This window comes from Streptomyces sp. NPDC046349 (genome assembly GCF_055587885.1).
In genome coordinates, this window is sequence record NZ_JBVJFK010000012.1 from 225942 (window position 1) to 246302 (window position 20361).

Here is a 20361-nt window from a genome sequence, read left to right on the forward strand (position 1 = left end):
TGCCGCGCCGGCCAGCGGGCCGATTCCTCTTCTGGGGGTGCTTCCAGGGGAACGGCAGTGCAAGAACGAACCCGGGGCTCTCGAAGTGCGCATGCTGCCCTCACGGCGCGCATACCCGCCAGCCAGCCGACGTCCCGACGGCCACCGGTCACCGCAGGCGGTGGAGGAGCAGACAGGGCGTCGCCCTAACGAGCCCGGCTGCGGCCAGGCCGATGGCGGCGCCGGCTGCCACGTCGGACGGATAGTGGGCGCCGCTGTGAACCCGTTCGATTGCCACCAGCACCGTCGGTACGCAGCATGCGGCGCCGACCCACGGCCACGTGGGGGCGACGGCCGCGGTGAACGCCACGGCGGCGGCAGTGTGGCCGGAGGGGAAGGAGGAGCTGTCCGGGCGATCTTGGACGTCGGGGTGCGGGACCCACTCCTTGGGCGGTCGGCGCCGCTCGACGAGCTGTTTCACCACTCCGTCGGACATCAGCTCCGCCACCGCCATGGCCGTGATCCCGGCGGCGGCCGCCTTGCGGCCGCGCCAACCTCCGGCGGCCGCCATGACCGCTGCGGTCGCCCACCAGAGCTTCGTGTGCTCGACCGCCTCCTCGACCGGCGGCAGCAGCTGCCGGGCCCAGGCGGAATCCCATGCGGCCATCCGTTTGGTCAGTCGATGATCACCGCTGCGCAATGACGACAGGACATCCATGTTCGACAGCTTCCCTCACCTGGGCGTTTCACCCGGGTGGCGGCGCTCCTCGTCGCTCCACTTACGGGTGTCCCAGGCTGCGTAGGGCTGCTCGTCCTGGGCGAGCCCGTCGGCTCTCATTTGCGCGGGGTCCTTGGACCGGTCGTCCGTGCCGCAGGTCGGCAGCGCTCCGACCTCCAGCTGCTTCGTCCTGCTCGCGGCCTGAGGACCGGTTCCTCCGCGCCCATGCAATCGGCTCCTGCCGGTCATGATCTCGCGTGCGGTGGCCACGGGGCGCTCCCTGGTCGTATGGAACGGGCCACCGTCACGCCACCACGACGAGGCGGGTGTCGGCATGGATGACGCCTCGCGTTCCGTGGAGTATCGACAGTTCTCTCAGCCGATCGGCCTCTGAGGGATCGCGGAAGATTCCTCAGAGGCCGATCGGCTGCGGTCTCTCTTGATGCGCTCAAGCCCGGGTGTATCGGGGTCGCGGCTTCAGGCGGAAGCGCCGGAACCGACGCCGTGCTTGGACCGGCAGCAGTCCTCCGAGCGTCCGCAACAGGGAAGGATCGGGGCGGACGGTTCTTGACGCAGGGACCTTGGTAGAAAACTGGTTTGTGGGTATTCAGGAGCGCGAACGCAAGTTGTACCGGCCGCTGCGGCGGGCCGGCCTCGAAGTGATCCCGGACGCCGTGCCGGACGGCACGATGCCGGTCGTCCTCGGATACGGCCGCGAGGATGTGGTCGGCGGCTTCTCACACCGTTACGAGACCCCGCGACTCGTACAGCGTCTCAACGAGGACTGGTACGACCTGGCGCTCACATCGGGGCTCCTCGACCACCGGCGCGAGTTCCTCCTCATGCTCCCCCGGGCCACCATCACGCACGGGACGTGGCTCCACGACATGCACTGGGGCCACCGTCCCCCGCCGACAGCCTGGACCCGGGTCCGTCTCCTGGACCGCTGGGACATCATGGGCCGGGGCGCGGCGTCTTTCCTGGGTGTCCGCGCGGGCCACCCGGGCTTCGGCATGATGGCGCTCGACAGCAGCGTGTACATCAGTTGTTCGACGGGAGAGGCCGGTGTCGATGTGACGGCGGTGAGCCATCCGTACCGTTCGGAGAACGTCCTGCGGGAGCTGGAGTGGTACGCCCGCTGGGACTATCCCCGCGCCGAGGAGTTGCGGAACCGGATCGCCGTCTGGCTCGCCGGCCGCGCAGCGCACCCCGACGGAGGGGCCCTGTGACCTCGACCCGGAGCTGGACGGCGCGGATTCCGCCGTCCTTGAAGTAGGTCTCCGAAGTTGGTCTCTGCAGTCCCCCGGCGACGATCGCGCGCAGTACCACCGACGGCGGCCGGGTCCGCTGCCTCACCGTCCGTTCCCGCCGCCTACGTCCAGCGACTCTTCGACGCGCGAGTCCCGGACGCCGACGACCCGTGCCGAGGGGGGCGGTGAAGCCAGCCGAAGCGGGCCCGGGTCTCGACGGCGATCCCGCCGGTGGCCGCCGCCTGCGGACGGCGGCGCTTGCGACGAGGGGCTGCCGGCGCATCCGTGCGGCTTCCTCGATCTGCGTCGCGGCGACGTGTGGTGTCGGGCGTCGGACGCCGCGGCGGTGACGGTTGACGGAGTCCGTGGTCACGCCCGCCTCCTCGCCGACCTCCTTGCGGGGTGCGGTACCCGGCAGGAGCGGATCCTGCCCACCAGGGCCAGGGGGCTGTCAGTGGCGGGCGGGCGGTGGCTGAGGCCTCCTGTCCGGCGGGTCGTCGCGACGCAGGGTCGGTCCATGCACGCCACGCTGACGGACCATGCCCGATGTGTTTTCGGGGACGAGTACCGGACCACGCCGCCGCGCGACGGTCAGCACGATGAGGCCCTCTTCATCGAGGAGCTGACGTTCGCCCATGCCGATGCGATTCTGGCCATGCTGCGGGAACTGTGCCCGAGCCTGGTCGACGGCTACCTGCCTGTTCGGATCCGTAACCTCGCGTACCGGCTCGTTCTCCTGCAGAAGCCCGGTGAACCAACGCTGATGAGGGAGGCAGCGTGCAGCCTTTATGCTCACGGGCCTGACTGGGACGGCATCGCCGCCGATCTTGAAGGACGGGCCGACGCCCTGGATGCGGCACCCTGATGCTCGGCCGTATCCATGTCTTGTGCCGCAGCGGACCGCGCCCGGTCGTCGGCTCGCCCTGCTCTTCGCCTTCAGCCGCCCGCGCGTCCTGGACAACCGGCGTGGCCTGGGCCCGCAGGGCGCTGAAGGGGGAGGGGTGGGAGCGCCGCTGCGGGCTGGCAGGTGGCCTGGGCCGCTCGCTGCCACCTGCCTCTCCACCGTACGGCGCGGACCGGATCAGCGGGGCGGTCCGGGAGAACGGAGTGCGCGCCGACGCCGTAGCGCCGGCAGTGCGCACGGCCCGACGCCGGCGGCGGCGACCCCACACCTCCGGAGCGAGCCGCCCCGTGTCCTGGAGAGGCTGCTCGTCGGCGTCTCACAGCCCGAGGAAGGCGAACCATGCGCGATCATCGCCCCTCGACCCGATGCCCAAACTGGTGATCGATTTTCGGCCGCCGTGTGGGTATGATCACCGGCAGCAAGGCCGTAGCGCAGAGGTCGTCGCGCCCACGCATCGAGCTGGAGGACGTCGGTTCGAATCCGACCGGTCTTGCGTCTACTTCCGCAGCATCCGCAGTAAATCGTCTTCTCAAGTCGTGATGGACGCCGGGCACCGGCGAAGGAAACCGGTGGAGTGGTGATGACACAGCCGACACCCGTACGGTGCCCCGCGATCGAGCACCCCGACCTGCCGCCGGCCGACCCGGCCGGCCTCGACCCGCTGCTCGCCCGCCTCTGCGCGGACCGGCCCGTCGAGACGGACGAGGCCTTCCCGCTCGGCACCCTGCGCGCCGACGGCCGCGTGGACCTCTGCAAGCAGGGTCTCGGCCCGGCCGGGGCGGCCCGGTTGTTCCCGGCAGCGGCCGCCTCCCCGCACGCCATCCACCTGCTGCTGGGCACCAACGCCATCGCGGACACCGGCGCCCGCGCCCTGGCCGAGGCCCTGGCCGGCGACGGCCACGGGCTGCACACCCTCTACCTCGGCTGCAACCGGATCGGTCCCGACGGTCTGGGCTCCCTCGCCGGCGCGCTCACCGCCGACACCACCGTCCGCGCACTGTGGCTCAAGCGGAACCCGCTCCACGGGGAAGGTGCCCGCATTCTGGCCGCGCTGCTGCGCCGCAACACCGCCCTGCGCACTCTCGACCTGGTCAACACCGGGATCGGCGCCGACGGCGTACGCCTCCTGCTCGACGCCCTGGTGGAGCGCGGGCAGCCCCTCGAACGGCTCTTCCTCGGCGGCAACGGCCTCGGCACCGACGCCGCCCCGCTGCTCGCCGACCTGATCCGGGTGGCCGGCGTGCGGGAGCTGTACGTCCCCGCCAACCACCTCGGCGACGAGGGCGTCGCGGTCCTCGCCGCCGCCGCGGCCGACTCCGCGCACCCCGTCCGCCTCGGCCTCGGCGGCAACGGAATCGGCGCCGCCGGAGCGCGCGCGCTGGCGGCCTCCCTCGGCGGCATCGAAGCGCTCGACCTCGGCCGGACCCTGTCCGAGCGCAGCCTCGGCGCCCCAGGCAACCACCCCGGCGACGAAGGGGCGTACGCGCTGGCCGCCGCCCTCCCCGGCAGCCCCCTGCGCCGGCTGGAGCTGCGCCACACCGGCCTGACGGGGCGCGGTGCGAAGAGCCTGCTCGCGGCGGTGCGGGGTGACAGCCGACTGGAGTACGTCGGACTGGGCCCCGGACTCCCCCGCCGTGTGAAGCGTTCCTTCACCGAGCGGCTCCGCCCCGCCCGGGCCGCCCACCCCGACGTACGAGCCATAGGCAGCGTGTACCGGTGAGCCTGGCGCACGCGGTACTCGCCGGCGGCTTCACGGCGCAGGACGGCCCTGCGTGGCAGCGGATCCGCCGCCACGCCGTGCCCGGCTGGATGATCGAGCAGGCCACCGCGCACCGGCTGGCCGGCGACTGGCGGGCGGCCTGCGCGGCCGCCGCCGTGGACATCGGCTTCGAGCTGCCCGACATCGAGGCCCGCTACGGGGCCGCCGTGGCCGAGGCCGTGGCGGAGGACCTGCGCCACCTCGCGCCGGACCTGCTGCGCTGGCACCTGCCCCGCCTCCTGGGCGGCCGCACCACCATCGCCACCGACCTGCGGATCGTGCTCGCCACCTACGACGGTCCCGGTGAGCCGGCGCTGTCGGTCACGACGCCCCTCATGACCGAGGGCCCGCAGAGGCTGCGTCTGCAGTGCGCACCCGTCACCCACGAGTACAACAAGTACACGGGGCGCGGCTTCGTCCCCGAGGACTGGACGTCGATCCGGCCGTTCTGGGATGCCCGCCGCGCATCCGAGCTGGGGACGCGTTTCGCCGAACCGGAGGGCCTGGCCGAGCGGATCGCCCGGCTGCGGGCCGCGGGGGACGTTGTCGGCGCCTTCGAGGCGGCGGGCATCACCTGCGACCTGACCGTCCCCACCGCGCGGCAGTACCAGCGCCCGGCGGACCCGGCGGCCCTCCTCGCGCAGATGCCCGTCGACCTCACCCGGCTCGCGCCGGAGGCGGTGCGGCTCGTGGCGGCCGGGGCGGGCGACCGGTACCGGATCCCGCTGAACTGGCGCTGCTCCCTCCTGCTGGAACCCGCCGGTCCCGGCGCGCTCCGGGCCCGCGTCATCGAACCGGCCGAGGCGGCCTGCGTCCCGCTGCTGCCCCGGTACGCCTGGCAGCGGCTCCCCGATCTGGAGCTGGTACGGAGCGGCCGGATCTCCCCGCGCGAACTGCACCCGCTGGTGGCGGCCGCGCTGTTCCCCGAAGCCGGTCCTGCGGCCGGCCCGCCCGGTCCCGAGGTGGGCGGGCCGGTACGGGTGCGCTGCCGCGGCGGGTGGCACGAGGTTCGTTCGAGGGACGGCGTGCTGCAGGTGCCGCACACCCCCGAGGAACAGCAACGGGAGCGCGCGATGCGGGCGTTCGGCGGCGCGGTGTCGGGGTGCTTCGCCGTCCAGCAGATCTGGACCACGGGCGAGGGGCGGCTGCCGCGCGGCCTGCAGGCCCAGCGGCACGAGCTCTTCCTGCGCGTCCAGCACGGCGACACCCCCGGTGTGGTGGCACTCCTGGACGCGGGGATGGACCCCCGGATCCGGGACGCCCGCCGACGCGGGCTGCTGCACGTACTCCACCTCCTCGACCACGAGGTGCTCCTGCCTCGGCTGCTGGCTGCCGGACTCGACCTGGAGGCCCGGGACAAGGCGGACCGCACCCCGCTGCTGTCGGCTGTGCACTGGGGCGGTTCCGCGGACCTGGTGAAGGCCCTGCTGGCGGCCGGCGCGCGGATCGACGTCATCGACGAGATGGAGCTGTCGCTGTCCCAGGAGATCCGCCGCTACAAGCGGACCGACCTCGCATTCCTCCGGGACCGCGTCGACGAGGAGTTCCCCGACATCGGCGCCGACTGGTTCGACGAGCACATGGAGTACCGGGAGGAAGAAGAGGACGAGGCCGAGGAGGACGACGCATGAGTGCGCAGGCGCATGCGAACGGGGCGCAGCCCGCCCGGGCCCTGGCCGCCGCCGACGCCCTGGGCGCCCGGCTGAGCGCCACCCGTACCGAGCCCGCCGCCAACCCCCAACTGGAGGCACTGGCTCTGGCCGTGACGGCCAATCAGCCCGTCCTCCTGTGGGGGGAGCCCGGCATCGGCAAGTCCGCCGGAATGGAGCAGCTCGCCGGCGCGCTCGGCGTACCGCTGGAGACCGTCATCGCCAGTGTCCACGAGCCCTCCGACTTCTCCGGACTGCCCATCGTCGGCGACGACCCCGCCGTCACCGGCGTTCCCATGGCGCCTCCGGACTGGGCGGTGCGTCTCGCCCGTACCGGCCACGGGCTGCTGTTCTTCGACGAGCTGTCCTCCGCCCCGCCGGCCGTGCAGGCGGCCCTGCTGCGCGTGGTCCTGGAGCGCCGGGTGGGCAGCCTCGAACTCCCTGCGGCGGTACGGATCGTCGCCGCGGCAAATCCGCCCGCCAGCGCCGCGGACGGCTGGCACCTCAGCCCGCCGCTCGCCAACCGCTTCGTCCACCTCGACTGGACGCACAACCCCCGCACCGTGGCCCGCGGCATGGCCGGCACCTGGCCAGAGGTGGCGATCCCCACCGTCGATCCCGGCAGGGCTTCCGGGGCGGTCGCCCGCGCCCGGGGAGCCGTGTCCGGCTTCCTCACCGCCCGGCCGGGTCTGGTCCACCACATGCCGGCCGAGGCTGCCGGGCGGGGGCGCGGCTGGCCGTCGCCCCGTACCTGGGAGATGGCCCTGCGGCTGCTGGCCACGGCGTACGCGGCCTCGACGGGCCGGGAGGCGCTGGCCGCGGCGCTGACCGGCGCCGTCGGCGAGGCCGCCGGGATCGAGCTGCTCTCCTACCTCGAGCACCTCGACCTGCCGGACCCGGACCGGGTACTGGCCGATCCCGACGCCTTCGCCCTGCCCGAGCGCGGCGACCGGCAGCTGGCCTTCCTCATCGCCGTGGTCGCGGCCGTGCAGAGCGAGCTCACGCGCCCCCGTTGGGAGGCGGCCTGGGTGGTCCTCGCGAAGGCCGTGGACGCGGGCGTGCCCGACGTCGCCGCCCGCGCGGCCGCGGACCTCGCCGCCATGCGCGACCTCGACTGGCCGGTGCCCGCCGGCATCGACGCCTTCGTGGAACTGCTCCAGTTGTCCGGCGCGCTGCCGGGCGGCGGCTGAGACCGGGCCGTCCGCCGTGCGACGCGACCCGGCCCCGAAGCTGGACCGTGCGAAGCTGCTGGCAGCCCGGTACAAGGCGGCCGAGACCCGTCCGTACCTCGCCTCGGCGCTGTACGCCCTGACCGTGGTCCCCTCGGCCGGGGTGCGCACCATGGGCGTCGACCGGCACTGGCGCTGCTACGTGTCCCCCGCCTTCGTCGAGGCGACCCCGGTCGTCGAGCTGGCCGGGGTGTGGGTGCACGAGGTGGCGCACCTGCTGCGCGACCACCACGGCCGGGCGGAGCGACTGCCCGCCGCCGATCAGCGAGACCATGTCCGGGTCAACATCGCCCAGGACTGCGAGATCAACGACGACCTGCTCGCCGACGGGCTGGCGCTGCCCGAGGGCCGGATGGAGCCCAGGCTCTTCGACCTGCCCACGGGCGGCCTGTTCGAGGGGTACCTGCCGGGGATTCCCCCCACGCCCCACGGGCCGGACTGCGGTTCCGGCGCCCACGGCACGCCCGCGCCCTGGGAGCTCGGCGAGGACGGCGGCCCCGCCCGGGTCGGCCCGGTCGAGGCGGAGGCGCTGCGCCGGCAGACCGCCGAGGCCGTACGGGCCCACCTGCGCACCCGGGGCCGGGTCCCGCAGGGCTGGGCCCGTTGGGCCGAGGAGCTCCTGGAACCCACCGTGGACTGGCGCCAGGCCCTGGCGGGAGCTGTGCGCGAGGCCGCCGCCTGGGCGGCCGGCGCGGTCGACTACACGTACCGCCGACCCTCGCGCCGCACGCCCGCGCTCGGCGGCCGGGTGGTGCTGCCCAGCCTGCGCAGGCCGCTGCCGCGGGTCGCCGTCGTCGTCGACACCTCCGGGTCGATGGGACCGGACGACCTCGCGGCCGCGCTCGCCGAAGTCACCGGCGTCCTGCGGGAGGTCGGCGTCGGCGGCAACCGGGTCGCCGTCCTCGCCTGCGACGCCGACGTGCACGCCGTGACACGGGTGCGCAGCGCCGGGGAGGTGACCCTGGCCGGCGGCGGGGGCACGGACATGCGGGTCGGCATCGGCGCGGCGCTGGCCCTGCCCGACCGGCCGAACATGGTGGTCGTGCTGACCGACGGGTACACGCCGTGGCCGGAAGAGACGCCTTCCTGCCGTCTGATCGCCGCGCTGATCGGCGAGGACCCGCCCGCTCCCCCGTCCTGGGTGGAGACCGTACGCGTGGCCGGCCCCGGCGCGACGTAGCCTGCCGTCTCCGCGCTGCGAGCTGCTATCGGCTGCGCACCGGCAGTTGCAGGGCGAAGCGGCGGACGGCGTCGGTGAAGGCGTCGGGATCGTCGAAGTTCGCCAGGTGCCCCGCCCGTGGGATCAGCTCGATGCGGGCGTGCGGGTGTGCGCGGGCGAACTGCCTCTCGCCGGACCGGAAGACGCTGTCCTTCTCGCCGTTCAGGATCAGCACGGGAGCGTCCACATGACGCATCGCGCCCGCCTCGAAGCGGCCCAGCACCTCGCCCCAGGCCGTCGGCAGGGTGTGGAACGCGTAGCCGCCGCGGATGGTCGCCCCCACCACCTCGGGTGGGTAGAGCCGGCGCAGCAGCCGGTCGTTCCACCGGGTCAGCCGGTCGGCCGGTATGCGCGGGACGAGCCCGGCGGCCCAGCGGTACGGGAGCGCCCACACGCCGGTCGTCGAGGCGCTGGCACCCGCGAGGACCAGCCCCCGCAGCAGGTCCGGGTGGCGACGCGCGAACTCGAGCGCGGCGTAACCGCCGAGGGAGTGCCCGACGACCAGAGCGGGTCCGCGGTCGAGGGAGTGCACCCCGGCCGCGATGACCTCGGACGCCGCGGCGAGGCTCCACGGCTGGGCGGAGCGCGCGCCGTGGCCCGGCAGGTCCACGGCGGTCACGTGGAAGTCCGCCCGGAGTGCGGCGAGCTGCGGGCTCCACTGGCCCGCGCTGAACCGCGTCCCGTGCACGAAGACGACGGGTGGTGCGTCCGCAGCCGCCATGGGTCCCCCTTGATCCACGATCTCCTCGAACCAACCCTACCGGCGCGGCAGTTCGCGGCCGGGACGGGTACGGCATGATCTGGAGCATGACGCATCGTCCCCACCTGCCGACCACCGAGTCGGCCGTCGCCGCGATACGGGCCGTCGCGGCCGAGTACCGACGGGCCATGACCGTCGCCCACGACATCGGCGCCGACCGGACGTCGCGGAGGAGCTCCGCGCCGCTGTTCTCCGTCGCCGATCCCGACGGGTCACTGCCCCACGAGGCGTTCGTGGACCTGGGCGGCAGCCCGGCCGTCAGTATCCGGCTCTTCCCGGACGACGACGCGGCGATCACGGTGGACGGGGTGGAGTTCCAGGACCTCCCCCGCGACTGCGTCCCGGCGTTCCTGACGGCCGTCTACAGCGGACTGGCCTTCGTGACGGGACGGCTCTTCCCTCCGGGCTACCGCCTCTGCGTCCCCCTTCCCGGCGACGAGACCTACAAGGAGCTCGTCCCGGGCGTCTCGCTCACGCCGTGGCTCTCCGGCCGAGTCCGCTGACGGGGGCCACCGCCTGCGGGTCCTGCGCCACCGGGTCGGCGCGCCACCGGAGGTGGAGCCTCGAACGCTGAGTGGCGGCGCACTGTCCGGCGGCGCGGGCGGACGCGGTCGGACCGTCAGCGCGGCAGGTCCGCCATGTCCAGCAGTGCGTGCAGGCGGGCGGCCGGCAGTCCCGGGTTGGCCGCGGCGCCCTCGGCGGTAGCAGGGTCGTGGAGCAGTGCCTCCACGTCGTCCCCGCTGAAGAGCGGGTTGGCCGCGGCGGTCCGCCGGACGCGGTCGTCCGGGTCGGTGAGCAGTTCCGCCGGAGCCCGCCCGAGGGTCGGATCGGCGGCGGCCAGTGCTCGTACCTCCGGGTCCTCGTGGTCGAGCAGGTGGGAGAGGCCGGTCCGCGGCAGCCTGGACTGCATGAGCAGGTGGGGCGTTGCCGGGGACGGGCGACGAAGGCCGCGAGGAACGGTCTCGGCGGGGGCCAGCGGGTGCCACGAGGCGAGGCGGTGGCGGACGTCCTCGACCGGGTCCTCCGCCAGGCGTGCCACCAGGTCGGCGGGCAGCGTCGCACATCTCGCGGCCGCCAGTCGCAGCATCACCTCCCCGGACTCGGCGCATGCCCGGAACCAGTCCGGGTCCGGTTCCGTGGAGGGCTCCAGCACCCGGCAGACGCAGTCGCGGCAGTCCGCCCGCGTCTCGTGGTCGACGGCGAGGCACTCGGCTGCGGTGCGGGGCAGCGGTTGCACCCGGGCGCGGGTGCGCACCCGCTCGTGGGGATCCTCCGCGAGGTCGGCCCACAGCGCCGGATCGAGGTCGGGCCGGGCGGCGACGCGCTCGCGTACCTCGGGATCGGCGTCACGGGCGAGCCGAGCGACGGCCTGCCGGGGCGTGTAGGGGTTGCCTGCGACGGCCCTGCGGAATTCCGGATCGGCCAGGGCCGCCTCGAGGACGGCGTCCGACAGCGCGCAGTTGTTGAGCACCATCCACCGGTAGGTGGCCGGGAGCGGGAAAGACCGCCCCCAGGGCGGTCGGGTCCTCCCTGCTCACCCAGTACTCGGCGGATTCCCCGGACGTCCGGATCGGGGTCGTTCCGGCAGCGGGAGCGGCGGACGCGGGCGCGGGTGGGGCCCTCCGGCGACCGACGCGCGGACCAGGACGTGGGGATCGTCGACCAGCCGGCCGCGCTGAGCCGGGGTGACGTGAGGGTGGTGCGCCAACGACCGGCGGACCTTGGGTTCCGGGTGTGCGACCAGCGCGGCCACGACCTCATCGGGCAGACTGCGCTCCTCGAACAGGATCTGCCGGGCGGCTCCGGCGGCCGGGTGCAGCAAGCGCAGCAGGACCTCGGCCGGGGCTCCCTGGTTGGCCGCGACGCCGCGCAGCCACGGCTCCGTCAGGGCAGGAGCAGAAGGCGAAGTGGGCATCCGGCCATGATCGCGTGTATCGCGGGCGTATCGAAAACCGCATACGCCGCCGCAACGGCCCTGCGACTGCAATGGGGGCATGATCGACTACGTGTCCACGCCGCCGTCACCGCCCCGCCGCACGAGCGGGATCGTCCTCCTCGGCCTGGCAGTGCTCGGCCTGGCGGGCGCGGTGTTCGTCCTGCGCAAGCCGCTCATGATGTCGGCGCCGACGTGCATGGCCGGGCGGTGGCACGGCTGCTACGACACGTTCAACGGCGTGGTGCTCATGACGCTGGTCACGCTGCCGTTGGCGGTGCTGGTGGCGTGGTTTCTGGCGCGACGGCGCCGTGCCGCGGGGGTTTCGAGGGCGTGGCGGCTGTCGCTGGCCGAGGTGGGCATGGTGCACGGGACGGCGCCGTGGGTGTGGATGATCCTGATGCCGGGCGCCGGGGCCGGCGTGGTGCCGGGCCGGGTGAGCCTCGTACCGCTGCGGGATCTGGTCACGATGGGGCCGCTCGGCATCGCGGGCAACCTGCTGGTCTTCGCGTCGTTGGGGTTCTTCGCCCCGATGCGGTTCGCGGCGCTGGCGTCCGTACCTCGGGTCCTGGCGGTCGGGGCGGGCTGCTCCGTCCTGGTGGAGACCGCACAGTACGTGCTGTGGCTGGACCGGGTGTCGTCGGTGGACGACGTACTGGTCAACGCCGCCGGTGCCACGCTGGCCGCTCTGGCGTCGCGCCGCTGGTGGCGTACGGGGCGCCGGGCGCCGTCGGACGGGCCGCGACCCGCACCGGCGTCGGCGGGCTGAGCATACGGCGGCGATATGGTGCGCCGCTTAGGCTTCCGGCATGCGCGTACTGATCGTGGAGGACGAGCCCTTCCTGGCCGAGGCCGTCCGTGACGGTCTGCGGCTGGAGGCGATCGCCGCCGACATCGCCGGCGACGGCGACTCCGCCCTCGAACTGCTCAGCGTCAACTCCTACGACCTGGCGGTCCTCGACCGTGACATCCCAGGCCCGTCCGGCGACGAGGTCGCCCGCCGCATCGTCGCCTCCGGCAGCGGGATCCCGATCCTCATGCTGACCGCTGCCGACCGGATCGACGACAAGGCTTCCGGGTTCGGGCTGGGGGCCGACGACTACCTGACGAAACCGTTCGAGCTGCGCGAGCTGGTCCTGCGCCTGCGGGCGCTCGACCGCAGGCGCGCGTACGCCCGGCCCCCGGTCCGCGAGATCGCGGGGCTGCGGGTCGACCCCTTCCGCAGGGAGGTGTTCCGCGACGGACGCTACGTGGCGCTCACCCGCAAGCAGTTCGCCGTGCTCGAGGTCCTCGTGGCCGCCGAGGGCGGGGTCGTCAGCGCGGAGGAGCTGCTGGAACGGGCCTGGGACGAGAACGCCGACCCGCTCACCAACGCCGTGCGCATCACCGTGTCCGCGCTGCGCAAGCGGCTCGGCGAACCGTGGATCATCGCGACGGTGGCCGGGGTCGGCTACCGCATCGCCACCGGTACGGACCCCACCGCTCCCGGCGGCACGCGTGCGTAGGCGTCCGGGGCTCAGCGCCCGGCTGAAGCTCACCCTCAGCTACGCCGGGTTCCTCCTCGTCGCCGGCGCCCTCCTGATGGCGGTGGTGTGGTGGTTCCTGCTGCGCTACGTTCCCGACAACTCGCAGGGTCTTCTCGGGGTCTCCCCCAACCGCTACCTGCTGGTGCGTACCTTCGTCCCCGCCGCGGCCGTGGCGATGGCCTTCCTCCTCGCCTTCGGCCTGCTGGGCGGGTGGCTCCTCGCCGGACGGATGCTCAGGCCCCTGACCCTGATCACGGAGGCTGCACGGACGGCCGGGAAGGGGTCGCTGTCCCACCGGATCCGCATGGAGGGCAGGCAGGACGAGTTCCGTGAACTCTCCGACGCGTTCGACTCGATGCTCGAACAGCTGGAGTCCCACGTCGCCGAGCAGCAACGGTTCGCAGCGAACGCCTCCCACGAACTGCGCACCCCGCTGGCGATCTCGCGGACGCTCCTCGACGTCGCCCGCAAGGATCCCCGGCGGGACCCCGGTGAACTGGTCGAGCGCCTGTACGCCGTGAACACGCGGGCGATCGACGTCACCGAGGCCCTCCTGCTCCTCTCCCGCGGCGACCGCGGGAACTTCACCCGCGACAGCGTCGACCTGTCCCTGCTCGCCGAAGAAGCCGCCGAGACCCTGCTTCCCCTCGCGGAGGAGCGCCGGATCACCCTCGAGGTGACCGGCGGCGCGGCCCCCGGCAGCGGCTCCGCCGAGCTGCTGCTGCGGATGGTGACGAACCTCGTCCAGAACGCCGTCGTACACAACCTGCCCGCCGGCGGCACCGTGACCGTCCACACGGAGACGTACGGCGACACGAGCGTGCTGCGCGTCGAGAACACGGGCCGCGTGCTCCCCGAGGACCTGGTGCCGACCCTCACCGAGCCCTTCCGACGCGGAACGGATCGCGTGCGCACCGACGAGCACGCCGGCGTCGGCCTCGGTCTGGCCATCGTGCACAGCATCGTCCGCGCCCACGACGGCACGCTCGACCTGGCCGCGCGCCCCTCCGGCGGCCTCGTCGCCACGGTCCGCCTCCCTGCCGCCGCGCCCCGGGCTTCGTCCCACGTCGCGCAATCCGCCTGAGCTGCCGCCATGGGCCCGGGTCTCACGCTGGGCCCTGCAAGGTGCGGCCTGGGCGCGTGTGGAGCCGCCTCCCGAGGAGCTGCGTGAGGCGTCCTCCGCGGGATGCGAGGGCTTGGCCGGGAGCCCGGCGCTTCGGAGTCTTCACCTCACTCCTGCGGGAACGGGGCGACATCACCACGGGGCAGCCCGCCGCGGTGGGGGCCCTGACGGGTCTGCCTCAACGGGCACTTCGGTTGCACGGCCGGATGTACGTCCGGGCAGAGAGTCAACGTCAGGCGCCGATCGTTGGCTTCGCATCGGGAAGTCAGCTGATAATGCTTCAGAGCCCCTGGTCACGATGGGTGATCGCCCTGTCGGGGGTGTGGCCCGGCAGCCGCGCGAAGCGGCTTCCCCGACGTACGGAAAGGCGATCGCGTGAGTCCCAGGCACCCCCGCCCGACGCAGAAGACCGACGACCCGTTGCTGCAGTCCTCCCGCCCTTCCGCGGCTCCGCAGCAGGCTGCCGCGGGGCCCGCGGGGCTGATGGGGCTACAGGCGAGTGCGGGCAACGCCGCGGTCGTACAGATGCTCCGGCGGGCGAGTGCCGACCGGGCCAAGGAGCAGCACCAGCACACCGAAGGATGCGGGCATCAGGGGCCCGAACAGCGTGCGGTGCAGCGGTCCGCCGTGCACGACGTCCTGCGTGCCCCCGGACGCCCCTTGGACGACGCCACCCGCAGCGACATGGAAACCCGCCTCGGTGCGGACTTCTCCGACGTCCGCATCCATGACAACAGCGCCGCCAAGGCCTCCGCCGCCGAGGTCGGGGCCCGCGCCTACACCTCCGGCAGCCACGTCGTGATCGGAGCGGGCGGCGGTGACCGGCACACCCTCGCCCACGAACTCACCCACGTCATCCAGCAGCGCCAGGGGCCGGTCGCGGGTACCGACAACGGATCGGGGCTGAAGGTCTCCGACCCGTCGGACCGGTTCGAACGGGAGGCGGAGGCGAACGCCAGCCGGGTGATGGCACCCGGGCACCGCGCTGCCACGGACGTGCAGCGCCATGCCGCGCCTGCCGCCACGCCCGGCTCCGGTCCCTCGGTCCAGCGCGTCGAGAACCCCCAGGACCGGTTGACGGTCGAGTACTGGGAGGACAAGGCAGGAGTGGGCGGATCCAGCAGCGCGGCCGCCAAGGCCAAGACCGCGCAGATCACCGCGTCCAAGAAGAACGCGAAGGGCTTCAAGGCCAGCAAGCCTCCGCGCAAGATCGATGAAATCATCGCGACCGTCGGCCCCCGGCTCCTGGCCGATCTTGAGAACGTCGCCGAAGGCTCCGGGCGGATGGAACTGTACCGCTCCATGAGTTTCGAAGAGGCCCACAGTGCCCTGACCTACTGGGGAAACGAGGCCTCGCGAAGCGAGCTGACGGACTACATCAAGGGCGGCGGGGGAACGGCGAAGGAGTTCAGGCAGAAGGGGTTGACCGGTTTGACGATCGGGGCCCACCTCGGCGACCAGGGACAGGCCGACGGCTACTACGACACCCAGGGTGCTCCCTACGCGGTCCAGCTGAAGTTCACACTGAAACCCGGCGCCCACGAACTCCTCTTCAACCAGGACCACATGGCACTCGGGCCGGGATACAAGAACGACCTGATCCGCAAGGCGAACGCGGACGGCGGGGCCTACCAGAACGCGAACGCGAACGAGGGCACGCTGGGTGGGTACATCGGTGTGAAGGCGGAGGACAAGGAGCCCTACAGTCTGGGCATCGCGCAGGGCAACAACGGCAAGAACGGCCGGGAGCTCGGTGCCAGTCAGCTGCTCTTCCAGCTGTTCGTCGAGAACGTCGAACTCGTCAAGAACAGGTCCGGGAAGGAACTGCCCGGCGCGGCAGCCCAGCAGGAACTGGCCGCCTAGTCACAGCTCGTCGTGGACGCCTCCGGGCCGGGTCGGCCCGGCTCCCGGGGCAGCCGCGGGTTCCGGCGGACCGGGCCGTCGCTTCCGAAACCTGCCGGGCCCTCGTCGTCCGGTGCCGCACCTGGCCGCGTTGTCGCCGCGGCCGAGTACACCCAAGGACACGGGCACCCTCCCCCTTGCGACGCACGGCACCGGAAGACGCGGGCTCAACCGGCAGGATCGGGAAGAGACGACCTAGATCGAACCGACGACCTTGCGGGGTACGACCCGGACCACGACGCGAGGGGCGTCGTCGACGGAGGCGGGGTTGAAGTCCCGGTAGTCCTTGCCCGTGTACTTGCGCGAGAGCTCGTTGATCAGCTCTTGGCCGCCCTCCGAAGTGAGTTCGGCCGTGCCGCGGACCTCGGCGTAGGTGTACGGGGCGTCGGGCGGGTTGATCATCACGGTGATGCGCGGGTCACGGCGCAGGTTTCGTTCCTTCCTGCGGCCCTCGGTCGTGGAGATGAGCAGGTCGTCGCCGTCGCGCATGAGCCAGGTCACTGACAGTTGCGGGCTGCCGTCGGGCTGGATGGTCGCCACCGTCGCGAACATGGGGGAATCGTCGATGATGCGCTTCAGATCATCGGAGAGTGCAGCAGACACGGGCGCAAGCCTTTCCGGAAGGGCGTCCCGTGCCAGCGGCACGGAACCCTACAACATCTGACCCTGGGTCACGATAGACCGCGACGAAGCCACTCATCGTGACGGCGCGGCTTCCGGTGTCGGATCACCGGCGCGCCGGATCTCCTCTGCGACGGCGCGCCGCCGGAGCGCCCGGCACCCCATCCGGCGATCCGGCGATCCGGCGATCCGGCGATCCGGCGATCCGGCGATCCGCACATGCCTACGCGGGCTCGGTGCGGCGGCCGACCGCGTGCTCCGCCGGGCTCGGACCGAGCGCGTTCTCGCTGCGGCCGGCCTTTGACCCTTGCCTACCGGCCCTCGGGGCGATCCGTCAAAGCCGTGCCGCAGCCACTGCAGTAGCGGGCGTCCGCCTCGATCGCATGCCGGTGGCACCGGCCGCACACCAGGTGCAACGGGCACGGCTCGGGCGCGGCGGCAGGGGTGGTCCGTCCGATGCTCATTCCGCGGCGTCTGTGGTGCACGGTCAGCACCAGCAGCCCTTCGGGACCGGCCAGCAGTGCCCGGGAGGTGCCGCGGGGCAGCCGTCCGATGAATCCGGGGGCCAGCCGCGACGTGGTGCCGTCCAGGGTGAGGGTGCCGCCGCCCCCGACGACGACCAGCATCACGTCGACCTCGTCCTCGACGTACGCCGCCCCGCCGGTCCCGGGCAGGTGGCGCACCAGGTTCGCGTCCAGCTGCCGGTCGGCGGCCTCCAGGCGCCACAGCGCGCCGCTCTCCCCCTGCGCCACCGCCGCGACCAGCCCCGCGACCGTTACGAACTCCGCCTCCCGCACAGCCTGTATTTCCTTCACACCCGAGCCGAACCGCACCGCACCACACCATCATGATCTCACCCGCCGCTCCGGCGGCGAACCCGCCGAGAGGTACAGGCGGTGGCGGCCGCCGGGCGGGGCCGCGGGAGAGGGTTCCGTTCATCCGTTCGGGTGGCTGGGCCTGACCGCGAATCAGGGTGCGCGCGCAGGCGGGTGCGGGCGTTTTCGAGATGGGCGGTGAGGTCCGGCGGCTGGCCCGGGTACGCGTCCTCGGCGAGGAGTCGGCAGGCTGCCTGGCCGTTCCCATTCGCGAGGAACAGCTCCAACAAGCGGGAGGGCTGGTTGGTGCCTTCCCGGCGGAAGTCCGGTTCGAGCCGGACGGCGTTCGTGCCGAGCGGGTCCACCGCGTGCGGCTGTGAGGTCAGGCCCTGCTTCTTGGACTCGGCGCCCTGGCGGTACCGGGCGAGCCGGCCGATGGATGCCGCCCGGGCGGTACTCCCGGGGGTGCTGCCCCTTTTCGAGCCGATCACGTACCGGCCGTCGGGGGGGGAGGTATCCGGTTGAGGTGCGGGGCGTCGTCCTTCTTGTGTTCTCCAGCCGTCCGGAACGGCCAGGGAGCGGCGGGCCGCGAACCGGTCACGGCTCCGCCCGGGAGGCGGTCCGGTGCAGGGTACGGATCGCCGGGATCGCGAAGAGCGCCGCGCAGCCCACCAGGCAGGCGCCCGCCGACACCCACAGCAGCCGGTCCGGGGAGGCGAGGGCGGTGGCCGGTCCCGCGAGCACCTGGCCGAGTGCGATCCCGGACACCGAGCCCGCCTGCTCGTAGGCGGTGACCCGGTTGAGTACCGCGGACGGGGTGTGGGTCTGGACGCTGGTCGCCCACATCACCGACCAGAACGCGATGGCCGCGCCGCCGAGGGCGTGGCCGGCGAGCAGTACCGGCAGTCCCGCGCCCAGTGCGATGCAGAGCGGCAGGGCGGTGTAGAGCACCATCGCCACCGTGCCGGCGGCCAGCGGCCGGGCCGGACGCAGCCGCAGCGCCAGTAGGCCGCCGAGGACCGTCCCGGCCCCGAGGAAGGAGACCGCCAGGCCGTACGCGTTCGGGCCGAGGCGGGCGCCGACCAGCGCCGACCCGAGCGGTACGAGGGGGCCGAAGACCAGGACGCCGTATCCCATCCAGATCAGGATCACCGCCCACATCCAGGTGCGGGCGCGGAACTCCCGCCAGCCCTGGTGCAGTTCATGGCGCAGCGACCGCCCCGTGCGGGTGCGGAAGTCGGGGGCGGCCTCGGTCTGCGAGGGCGTGCCCGCGGGGCCGAACCGGATGAGCGCCAGGCACAGGGCACTGAGCAGGAAGGTGCCGGCGTCGATCGCGTAGACGGTTCCGGCGCTGGTCAGGGCGAGCAGCAGTCCCGAGAGGGCCGGCCCGAGCAGGTGGGCGAGCGCGTCGGCCACCTTGAGGGTGGCGTTGGCGCGCTGCGGTTCGCGGGCGACGAGCGGCACCATCCCGTTCACGCCCGGCAGGAACATCGCGACGGCCGCACCGGCCAGTGCCGCCATGGCCACCAGCAGCCAGAACGGCGGTTTCCCGGTGAAGAAGGCGGCGGCCAGCACCCCCTGGGTGAGCACGCGGACGAGGTCCGCGGCGACCATCATCCGTCGTGCGCCGAACCGGTCGGCGAACACCCCGCCGAGGAGAACCAGGAGGACGAACGTCCCCGTCCAGACGCCGAGGACGAGGCCGACTCCTGAAACCCCGTACAGCGCACCGACGGCGAGGGCGACGGCCACCGGCATCATCGCGTCGCCGAGGAGCGATACCGCACGGGCGGTGAAGTAGAGCGTGAACTGCCGGTCCCACAAGGGGGGCGGGGAGGCCGGTGGATCGGTAGGGGCGGGGCGGTCGTTCGGGGCGGGGCGGTCCTTCGGGGTCCGTGTCGTGGTCACAGCACCGATATTGGACTGGACCAATCGCCCGGCCCCAGTGTCCTGAACGACACGATGGGGTACTTTCGCGCCATGACGCCGCGTCCCACGCCGAAGTCGCCTGCGCCGCACCGGGTCGTGGCCCTGCTGCAGCCCCCGCAGTCCACGTTCGCACTGGCCTGCGCGAGCGAGGTGTTCGGGGACCACGGTCCGGCTATCCCCGCCCGCTACGCGTTCGAGGTCTGCACCGAGCACCCCGGCCAGGTGCGCACCGAGGCCGGCTACGACGTGCTGGTCACGACGGGCCTGGACGCGTTGGAGCGGGCGGACACCGTTCTGGTCCCCGGTTGGCGCCGGCCGGCCGGCGCGGGGGTGCCGTCGGCGGTGGTCGCGGCGGTCGGCCGGGCGCACGCGCGCGGCGCGCGGGTCGTCGGGCTCTGCTCGGGCGCCTTCGTGCTCGCCGCCGCGGGGCTGCTGGACGGCCGGCGGGCCGCCACCCACTGGGCGCAGGCAGCCGAGCTGTCCGCCCGGTTCCCGCGGGTCCGCGTCGACCCCGCCGTGCTCTACGTCGACCACGGCGACGTCGCCACGAGCGCCGGGTCCGCGGCCGGTGTTGACCTCTGCCTGCACCTGGTGCGGGTCGACCAGGGCGCCGCGTACGCGATGCGGATCGCCCGGCAGATGGTGATGCCGCCGCACCGCGAGGGCTGCCAGCTGCAGTACGCCGAACTTCCCGCCTCCGGGCCGGTCTCCGATTCGCTGGCCCCGCTGCTGGAGTGGCTGGACGGGCGCCTGGACCGGCCCGTCAGCGTCGCGGAGATGGCGGCCCGCTCCCAGGTCTCGGCCCGCACGCTGACCCGGCGCTTCACCGAGCAGCTGGGCATCAGCCCCGGGCGGTGGCTGTTGGACCGGCGGATCGCCGCCACCCGGGCGCTGCTGGAGGAGACCGACCTGCCCGTGGAGACCATCGCCCGGCGGGTCGGGCTGTCCTCCGCCGTCAACCTGCGCCGGCGCTTCCAGGAGGCCCTGCGCACGACACCGGCCGCATACCGGCGCACGTTCCGTGCGGGCAGGGCCCTCGGGTAGC

At 73.2% G+C, this 20361-nt stretch carries 20 protein-coding genes and 1 pseudogene; 13 read left to right on the forward strand and 8 right to left on the reverse strand.

The window, feature by feature from the left end; genetic code table 11:
• Positions 1 to 148: 148 nt before the first annotated feature.
• Positions 149 to 697: a phosphatase PAP2 family protein gene (locus tag ACZ6JS_RS27675; protein WP_469301876.1), complete on the reverse strand. Its 549-nt coding sequence runs from the start codon at positions 695 to 697 to the stop codon at positions 149 to 151.
• Positions 698 to 712: 15 nt separating this feature from the next.
• On the reverse strand, positions 713 to 967 hold the full coding sequence (locus ACZ6JS_RS27680; RefSeq protein ID WP_469301877.1) for a hypothetical protein: 255 nt from the start codon (positions 965 to 967) through the stop codon (positions 713 to 715).
• Between the two features lie 329 nt (positions 968 to 1296).
• Between ACZ6JS_RS27680 and ACZ6JS_RS27685 the strand changes: the two genes are divergently transcribed.
• The 7 genes and pseudogenes from ACZ6JS_RS27685 to ACZ6JS_RS27715 all read left to right on the forward strand — a co-directional run bounded on the left by ACZ6JS_RS27685 (position 1297) and on the right by ACZ6JS_RS27715 (position 8668).
• Positions 1297 to 1926, forward strand: a complete 630-nt coding sequence (locus ACZ6JS_RS27685) for a hypothetical protein (RefSeq protein ID WP_469301878.1) — start codon at positions 1297 to 1299, stop codon at positions 1924 to 1926.
• Between the two features lie 538 nt (positions 1927 to 2464).
• The gene (locus tag ACZ6JS_RS27690; protein WP_469301879.1) at positions 2465 to 2812 is read left to right on the forward strand and encodes a hypothetical protein; all 348 of its coding nucleotides are present in this window, start codon (positions 2465 to 2467) and stop codon (positions 2810 to 2812) included.
• Positions 2813 to 3271: 459 nt separating this feature from the next.
• Positions 3272 to 3344: pseudogene (locus ACZ6JS_RS27695) on the forward strand.
• Between the two features lie 87 nt (positions 3345 to 3431).
• The gene (locus ACZ6JS_RS27700; RefSeq protein WP_469301880.1) at positions 3432 to 4571 is read left to right on the forward strand and encodes a leucine-rich repeat domain-containing protein; all 1140 of its coding nucleotides are present in this window, start codon (positions 3432 to 3434) and stop codon (positions 4569 to 4571) included.
• Complete coding sequence (locus ACZ6JS_RS27705; RefSeq protein WP_469301881.1) at positions 4568 to 6241, forward strand: ankyrin repeat domain-containing protein; 1674 nt, start codon at positions 4568 to 4570, stop codon at positions 6239 to 6241. Before ACZ6JS_RS27700 ends, ACZ6JS_RS27705 begins: the two co-directional genes overlap by 4 nt.
• Positions 6238 to 7449 (forward strand): AAA family ATPase, encoded by a 1212-nt coding sequence (locus ACZ6JS_RS27710; RefSeq protein ID WP_469301883.1) that lies wholly within the window; start codon positions 6238 to 6240, stop codon positions 7447 to 7449. The genes ACZ6JS_RS27705 and ACZ6JS_RS27710 overlap by 4 nt, the downstream gene beginning before the upstream one ends.
• A 16-nt stretch (positions 7450 to 7465) precedes the next feature.
• On the forward strand, positions 7466 to 8668 hold the full coding sequence (locus tag ACZ6JS_RS27715) for a vWA domain-containing protein (protein ID WP_469301884.1): 1203 nt from the start codon (positions 7466 to 7468) through the stop codon (positions 8666 to 8668).
• A 25-nt stretch (positions 8669 to 8693) separates the two neighbouring features.
• On the opposite strand, the gene ACZ6JS_RS27720 is transcribed toward ACZ6JS_RS27715, so the two are convergent.
• A complete protein-coding gene (locus tag ACZ6JS_RS27720; protein WP_469301885.1) occupies positions 8694 to 9428 on the reverse strand; it encodes an alpha/beta fold hydrolase in 735 nt (244 codons plus the stop codon).
• An 86-nt stretch (positions 9429 to 9514) separates the two neighbouring features.
• On the opposite strand from ACZ6JS_RS27720, the gene ACZ6JS_RS27725 reads away from it, so the two are divergent.
• Entirely contained in the window at positions 9515 to 9970 is a 456-nt protein-coding gene (locus ACZ6JS_RS27725; protein ID WP_469301886.1) for a hypothetical protein, read from the forward strand.
• A 116-nt stretch (positions 9971 to 10086) separates the two neighbouring features.
• Here ACZ6JS_RS27725 and ACZ6JS_RS27730 read toward each other — a convergent pair whose 3' ends face one another.
• Positions 10087 to 10941 (reverse strand): hypothetical protein, encoded by an 855-nt coding sequence (locus ACZ6JS_RS27730; RefSeq protein WP_469301887.1) that lies wholly within the window; start codon positions 10939 to 10941, stop codon positions 10087 to 10089.
• Positions 10942 to 11001: 60 nt separating this feature from the next.
• On the reverse strand, positions 11002 to 11382 hold the full coding sequence (locus ACZ6JS_RS27735; protein ID WP_469301888.1) for a hypothetical protein: 381 nt from the start codon (positions 11380 to 11382) through the stop codon (positions 11002 to 11004).
• Positions 11383 to 11461: 79 nt separating this feature from the next.
• Between ACZ6JS_RS27735 and ACZ6JS_RS27740 the strand changes: the two genes are divergently transcribed.
• The 4 genes from ACZ6JS_RS27740 (at position 11462) to ACZ6JS_RS27755 (ending at position 15912) form a co-directional block, all read left to right on the forward strand.
• The gene (locus ACZ6JS_RS27740) at positions 11462 to 12169 is read left to right on the forward strand and encodes a VanZ family protein (protein ID WP_469301889.1); all 708 of its coding nucleotides are present in this window, start codon (positions 11462 to 11464) and stop codon (positions 12167 to 12169) included.
• 40 nt (positions 12170 to 12209) lie between these two features.
• The gene (locus tag ACZ6JS_RS27745; protein ID WP_469301890.1) at positions 12210 to 12905 is read left to right on the forward strand and encodes a response regulator transcription factor; all 696 of its coding nucleotides are present in this window, start codon (positions 12210 to 12212) and stop codon (positions 12903 to 12905) included.
• Positions 12898 to 14010, forward strand: coding sequence for a sensor histidine kinase (locus ACZ6JS_RS27750; protein ID WP_469301891.1), 1113 nt, complete (start codon positions 12898 to 12900; stop codon positions 14008 to 14010). Before ACZ6JS_RS27745 ends, ACZ6JS_RS27750 begins: the two co-directional genes overlap by 8 nt.
• 414 nt (positions 14011 to 14424) lie before the next feature.
• Positions 14425 to 15912, forward strand: a complete 1488-nt coding sequence (locus ACZ6JS_RS27755) for an eCIS core domain-containing protein (protein ID WP_469301892.1) — start codon at positions 14425 to 14427, stop codon at positions 15910 to 15912.
• 234 nt (positions 15913 to 16146) lie between these two features.
• Here ACZ6JS_RS27755 and ACZ6JS_RS27760 read toward each other — a convergent pair whose 3' ends face one another.
• From ACZ6JS_RS27760 to ACZ6JS_RS27770, 3 genes are all read right to left on the reverse strand, one after another.
• Positions 16147 to 16554, reverse strand: coding sequence for a PPOX class F420-dependent oxidoreductase (locus ACZ6JS_RS27760; RefSeq protein WP_469301893.1), 408 nt, complete (start codon positions 16552 to 16554; stop codon positions 16147 to 16149).
• Between the two features lie 329 nt (positions 16555 to 16883).
• Positions 16884 to 17369 (reverse strand): hypothetical protein, encoded by a 486-nt coding sequence (locus ACZ6JS_RS27765; RefSeq protein WP_469301894.1) that lies wholly within the window; start codon positions 17367 to 17369, stop codon positions 16884 to 16886.
• A gap of 615 nt (positions 17370 to 17984) precedes the next feature.
• Entirely contained in the window at positions 17985 to 19295 is a 1311-nt protein-coding gene (locus ACZ6JS_RS27770; protein ID WP_469301895.1) for an MFS transporter, read from the reverse strand.
• A 72-nt stretch (positions 19296 to 19367) separates the two neighbouring features.
• Between ACZ6JS_RS27770 and ACZ6JS_RS27775 the strand changes: the two genes are divergently transcribed.
• Entirely contained in the window at positions 19368 to 20360 is a 993-nt protein-coding gene (locus ACZ6JS_RS27775; RefSeq protein WP_469301896.1) for a GlxA family transcriptional regulator, read from the forward strand.
• Position 20361: the final 1 nt, after the last annotated feature.

Bases quoted from the DNA above. Each gene is read 5' to 3' on its own strand.
- ACZ6JS_RS27710 (WP_469301883.1), top strand. From the start codon at position 6,238: ATGAGTGCGCAGGCGCATGCGAACGGGGCGCAGCCCGCCCGGGCCCTG.
- ACZ6JS_RS27720 (WP_469301885.1), bottom strand. From the start codon at position 9,428: ATGGCGGCTGCGGACGCACCACCCGTCGTCTTCGTGCACGGGACGCGG.
- ACZ6JS_RS27745 (WP_469301890.1), top strand. From the start codon at position 12,210: ATGCGCGTACTGATCGTGGAGGACGAGCCCTTCCTGGCCGAGGCCGTC.
- ACZ6JS_RS27725 (WP_469301886.1), top strand. From the start codon at position 9,515: ATGACGCATCGTCCCCACCTGCCGACCACCGAGTCGGCCGTCGCCGCG.
- ACZ6JS_RS27690 (WP_469301879.1), top strand. From the start codon at position 2,465: ATGCACGCCACGCTGACGGACCATGCCCGATGTGTTTTCGGGGACGAG.
- ACZ6JS_RS27700 (WP_469301880.1), top strand. From the start codon at position 3,432: ATGACACAGCCGACACCCGTACGGTGCCCCGCGATCGAGCACCCCGAC.
- ACZ6JS_RS27730 (WP_469301887.1), bottom strand. From the start codon at position 10,941: ATGGTGCTCAACAACTGCGCGCTGTCGGACGCCGTCCTCGAGGCGGCC.
- ACZ6JS_RS27735 (WP_469301888.1), bottom strand. From the start codon at position 11,382: ATGCCCACTTCGCCTTCTGCTCCTGCCCTGACGGAGCCGTGGCTGCGC.
- ACZ6JS_RS27740 (WP_469301889.1), top strand. From the start codon at position 11,462: ATGATCGACTACGTGTCCACGCCGCCGTCACCGCCCCGCCGCACGAGC.
- ACZ6JS_RS27775 (WP_469301896.1), top strand. From the start codon at position 19,368: ATGACGCCGCGTCCCACGCCGAAGTCGCCTGCGCCGCACCGGGTCGTG.
- ACZ6JS_RS27675 (WP_469301876.1), bottom strand. From the start codon at position 697: ATGGATGTCCTGTCGTCATTGCGCAGCGGTGATCATCGACTGACCAAA.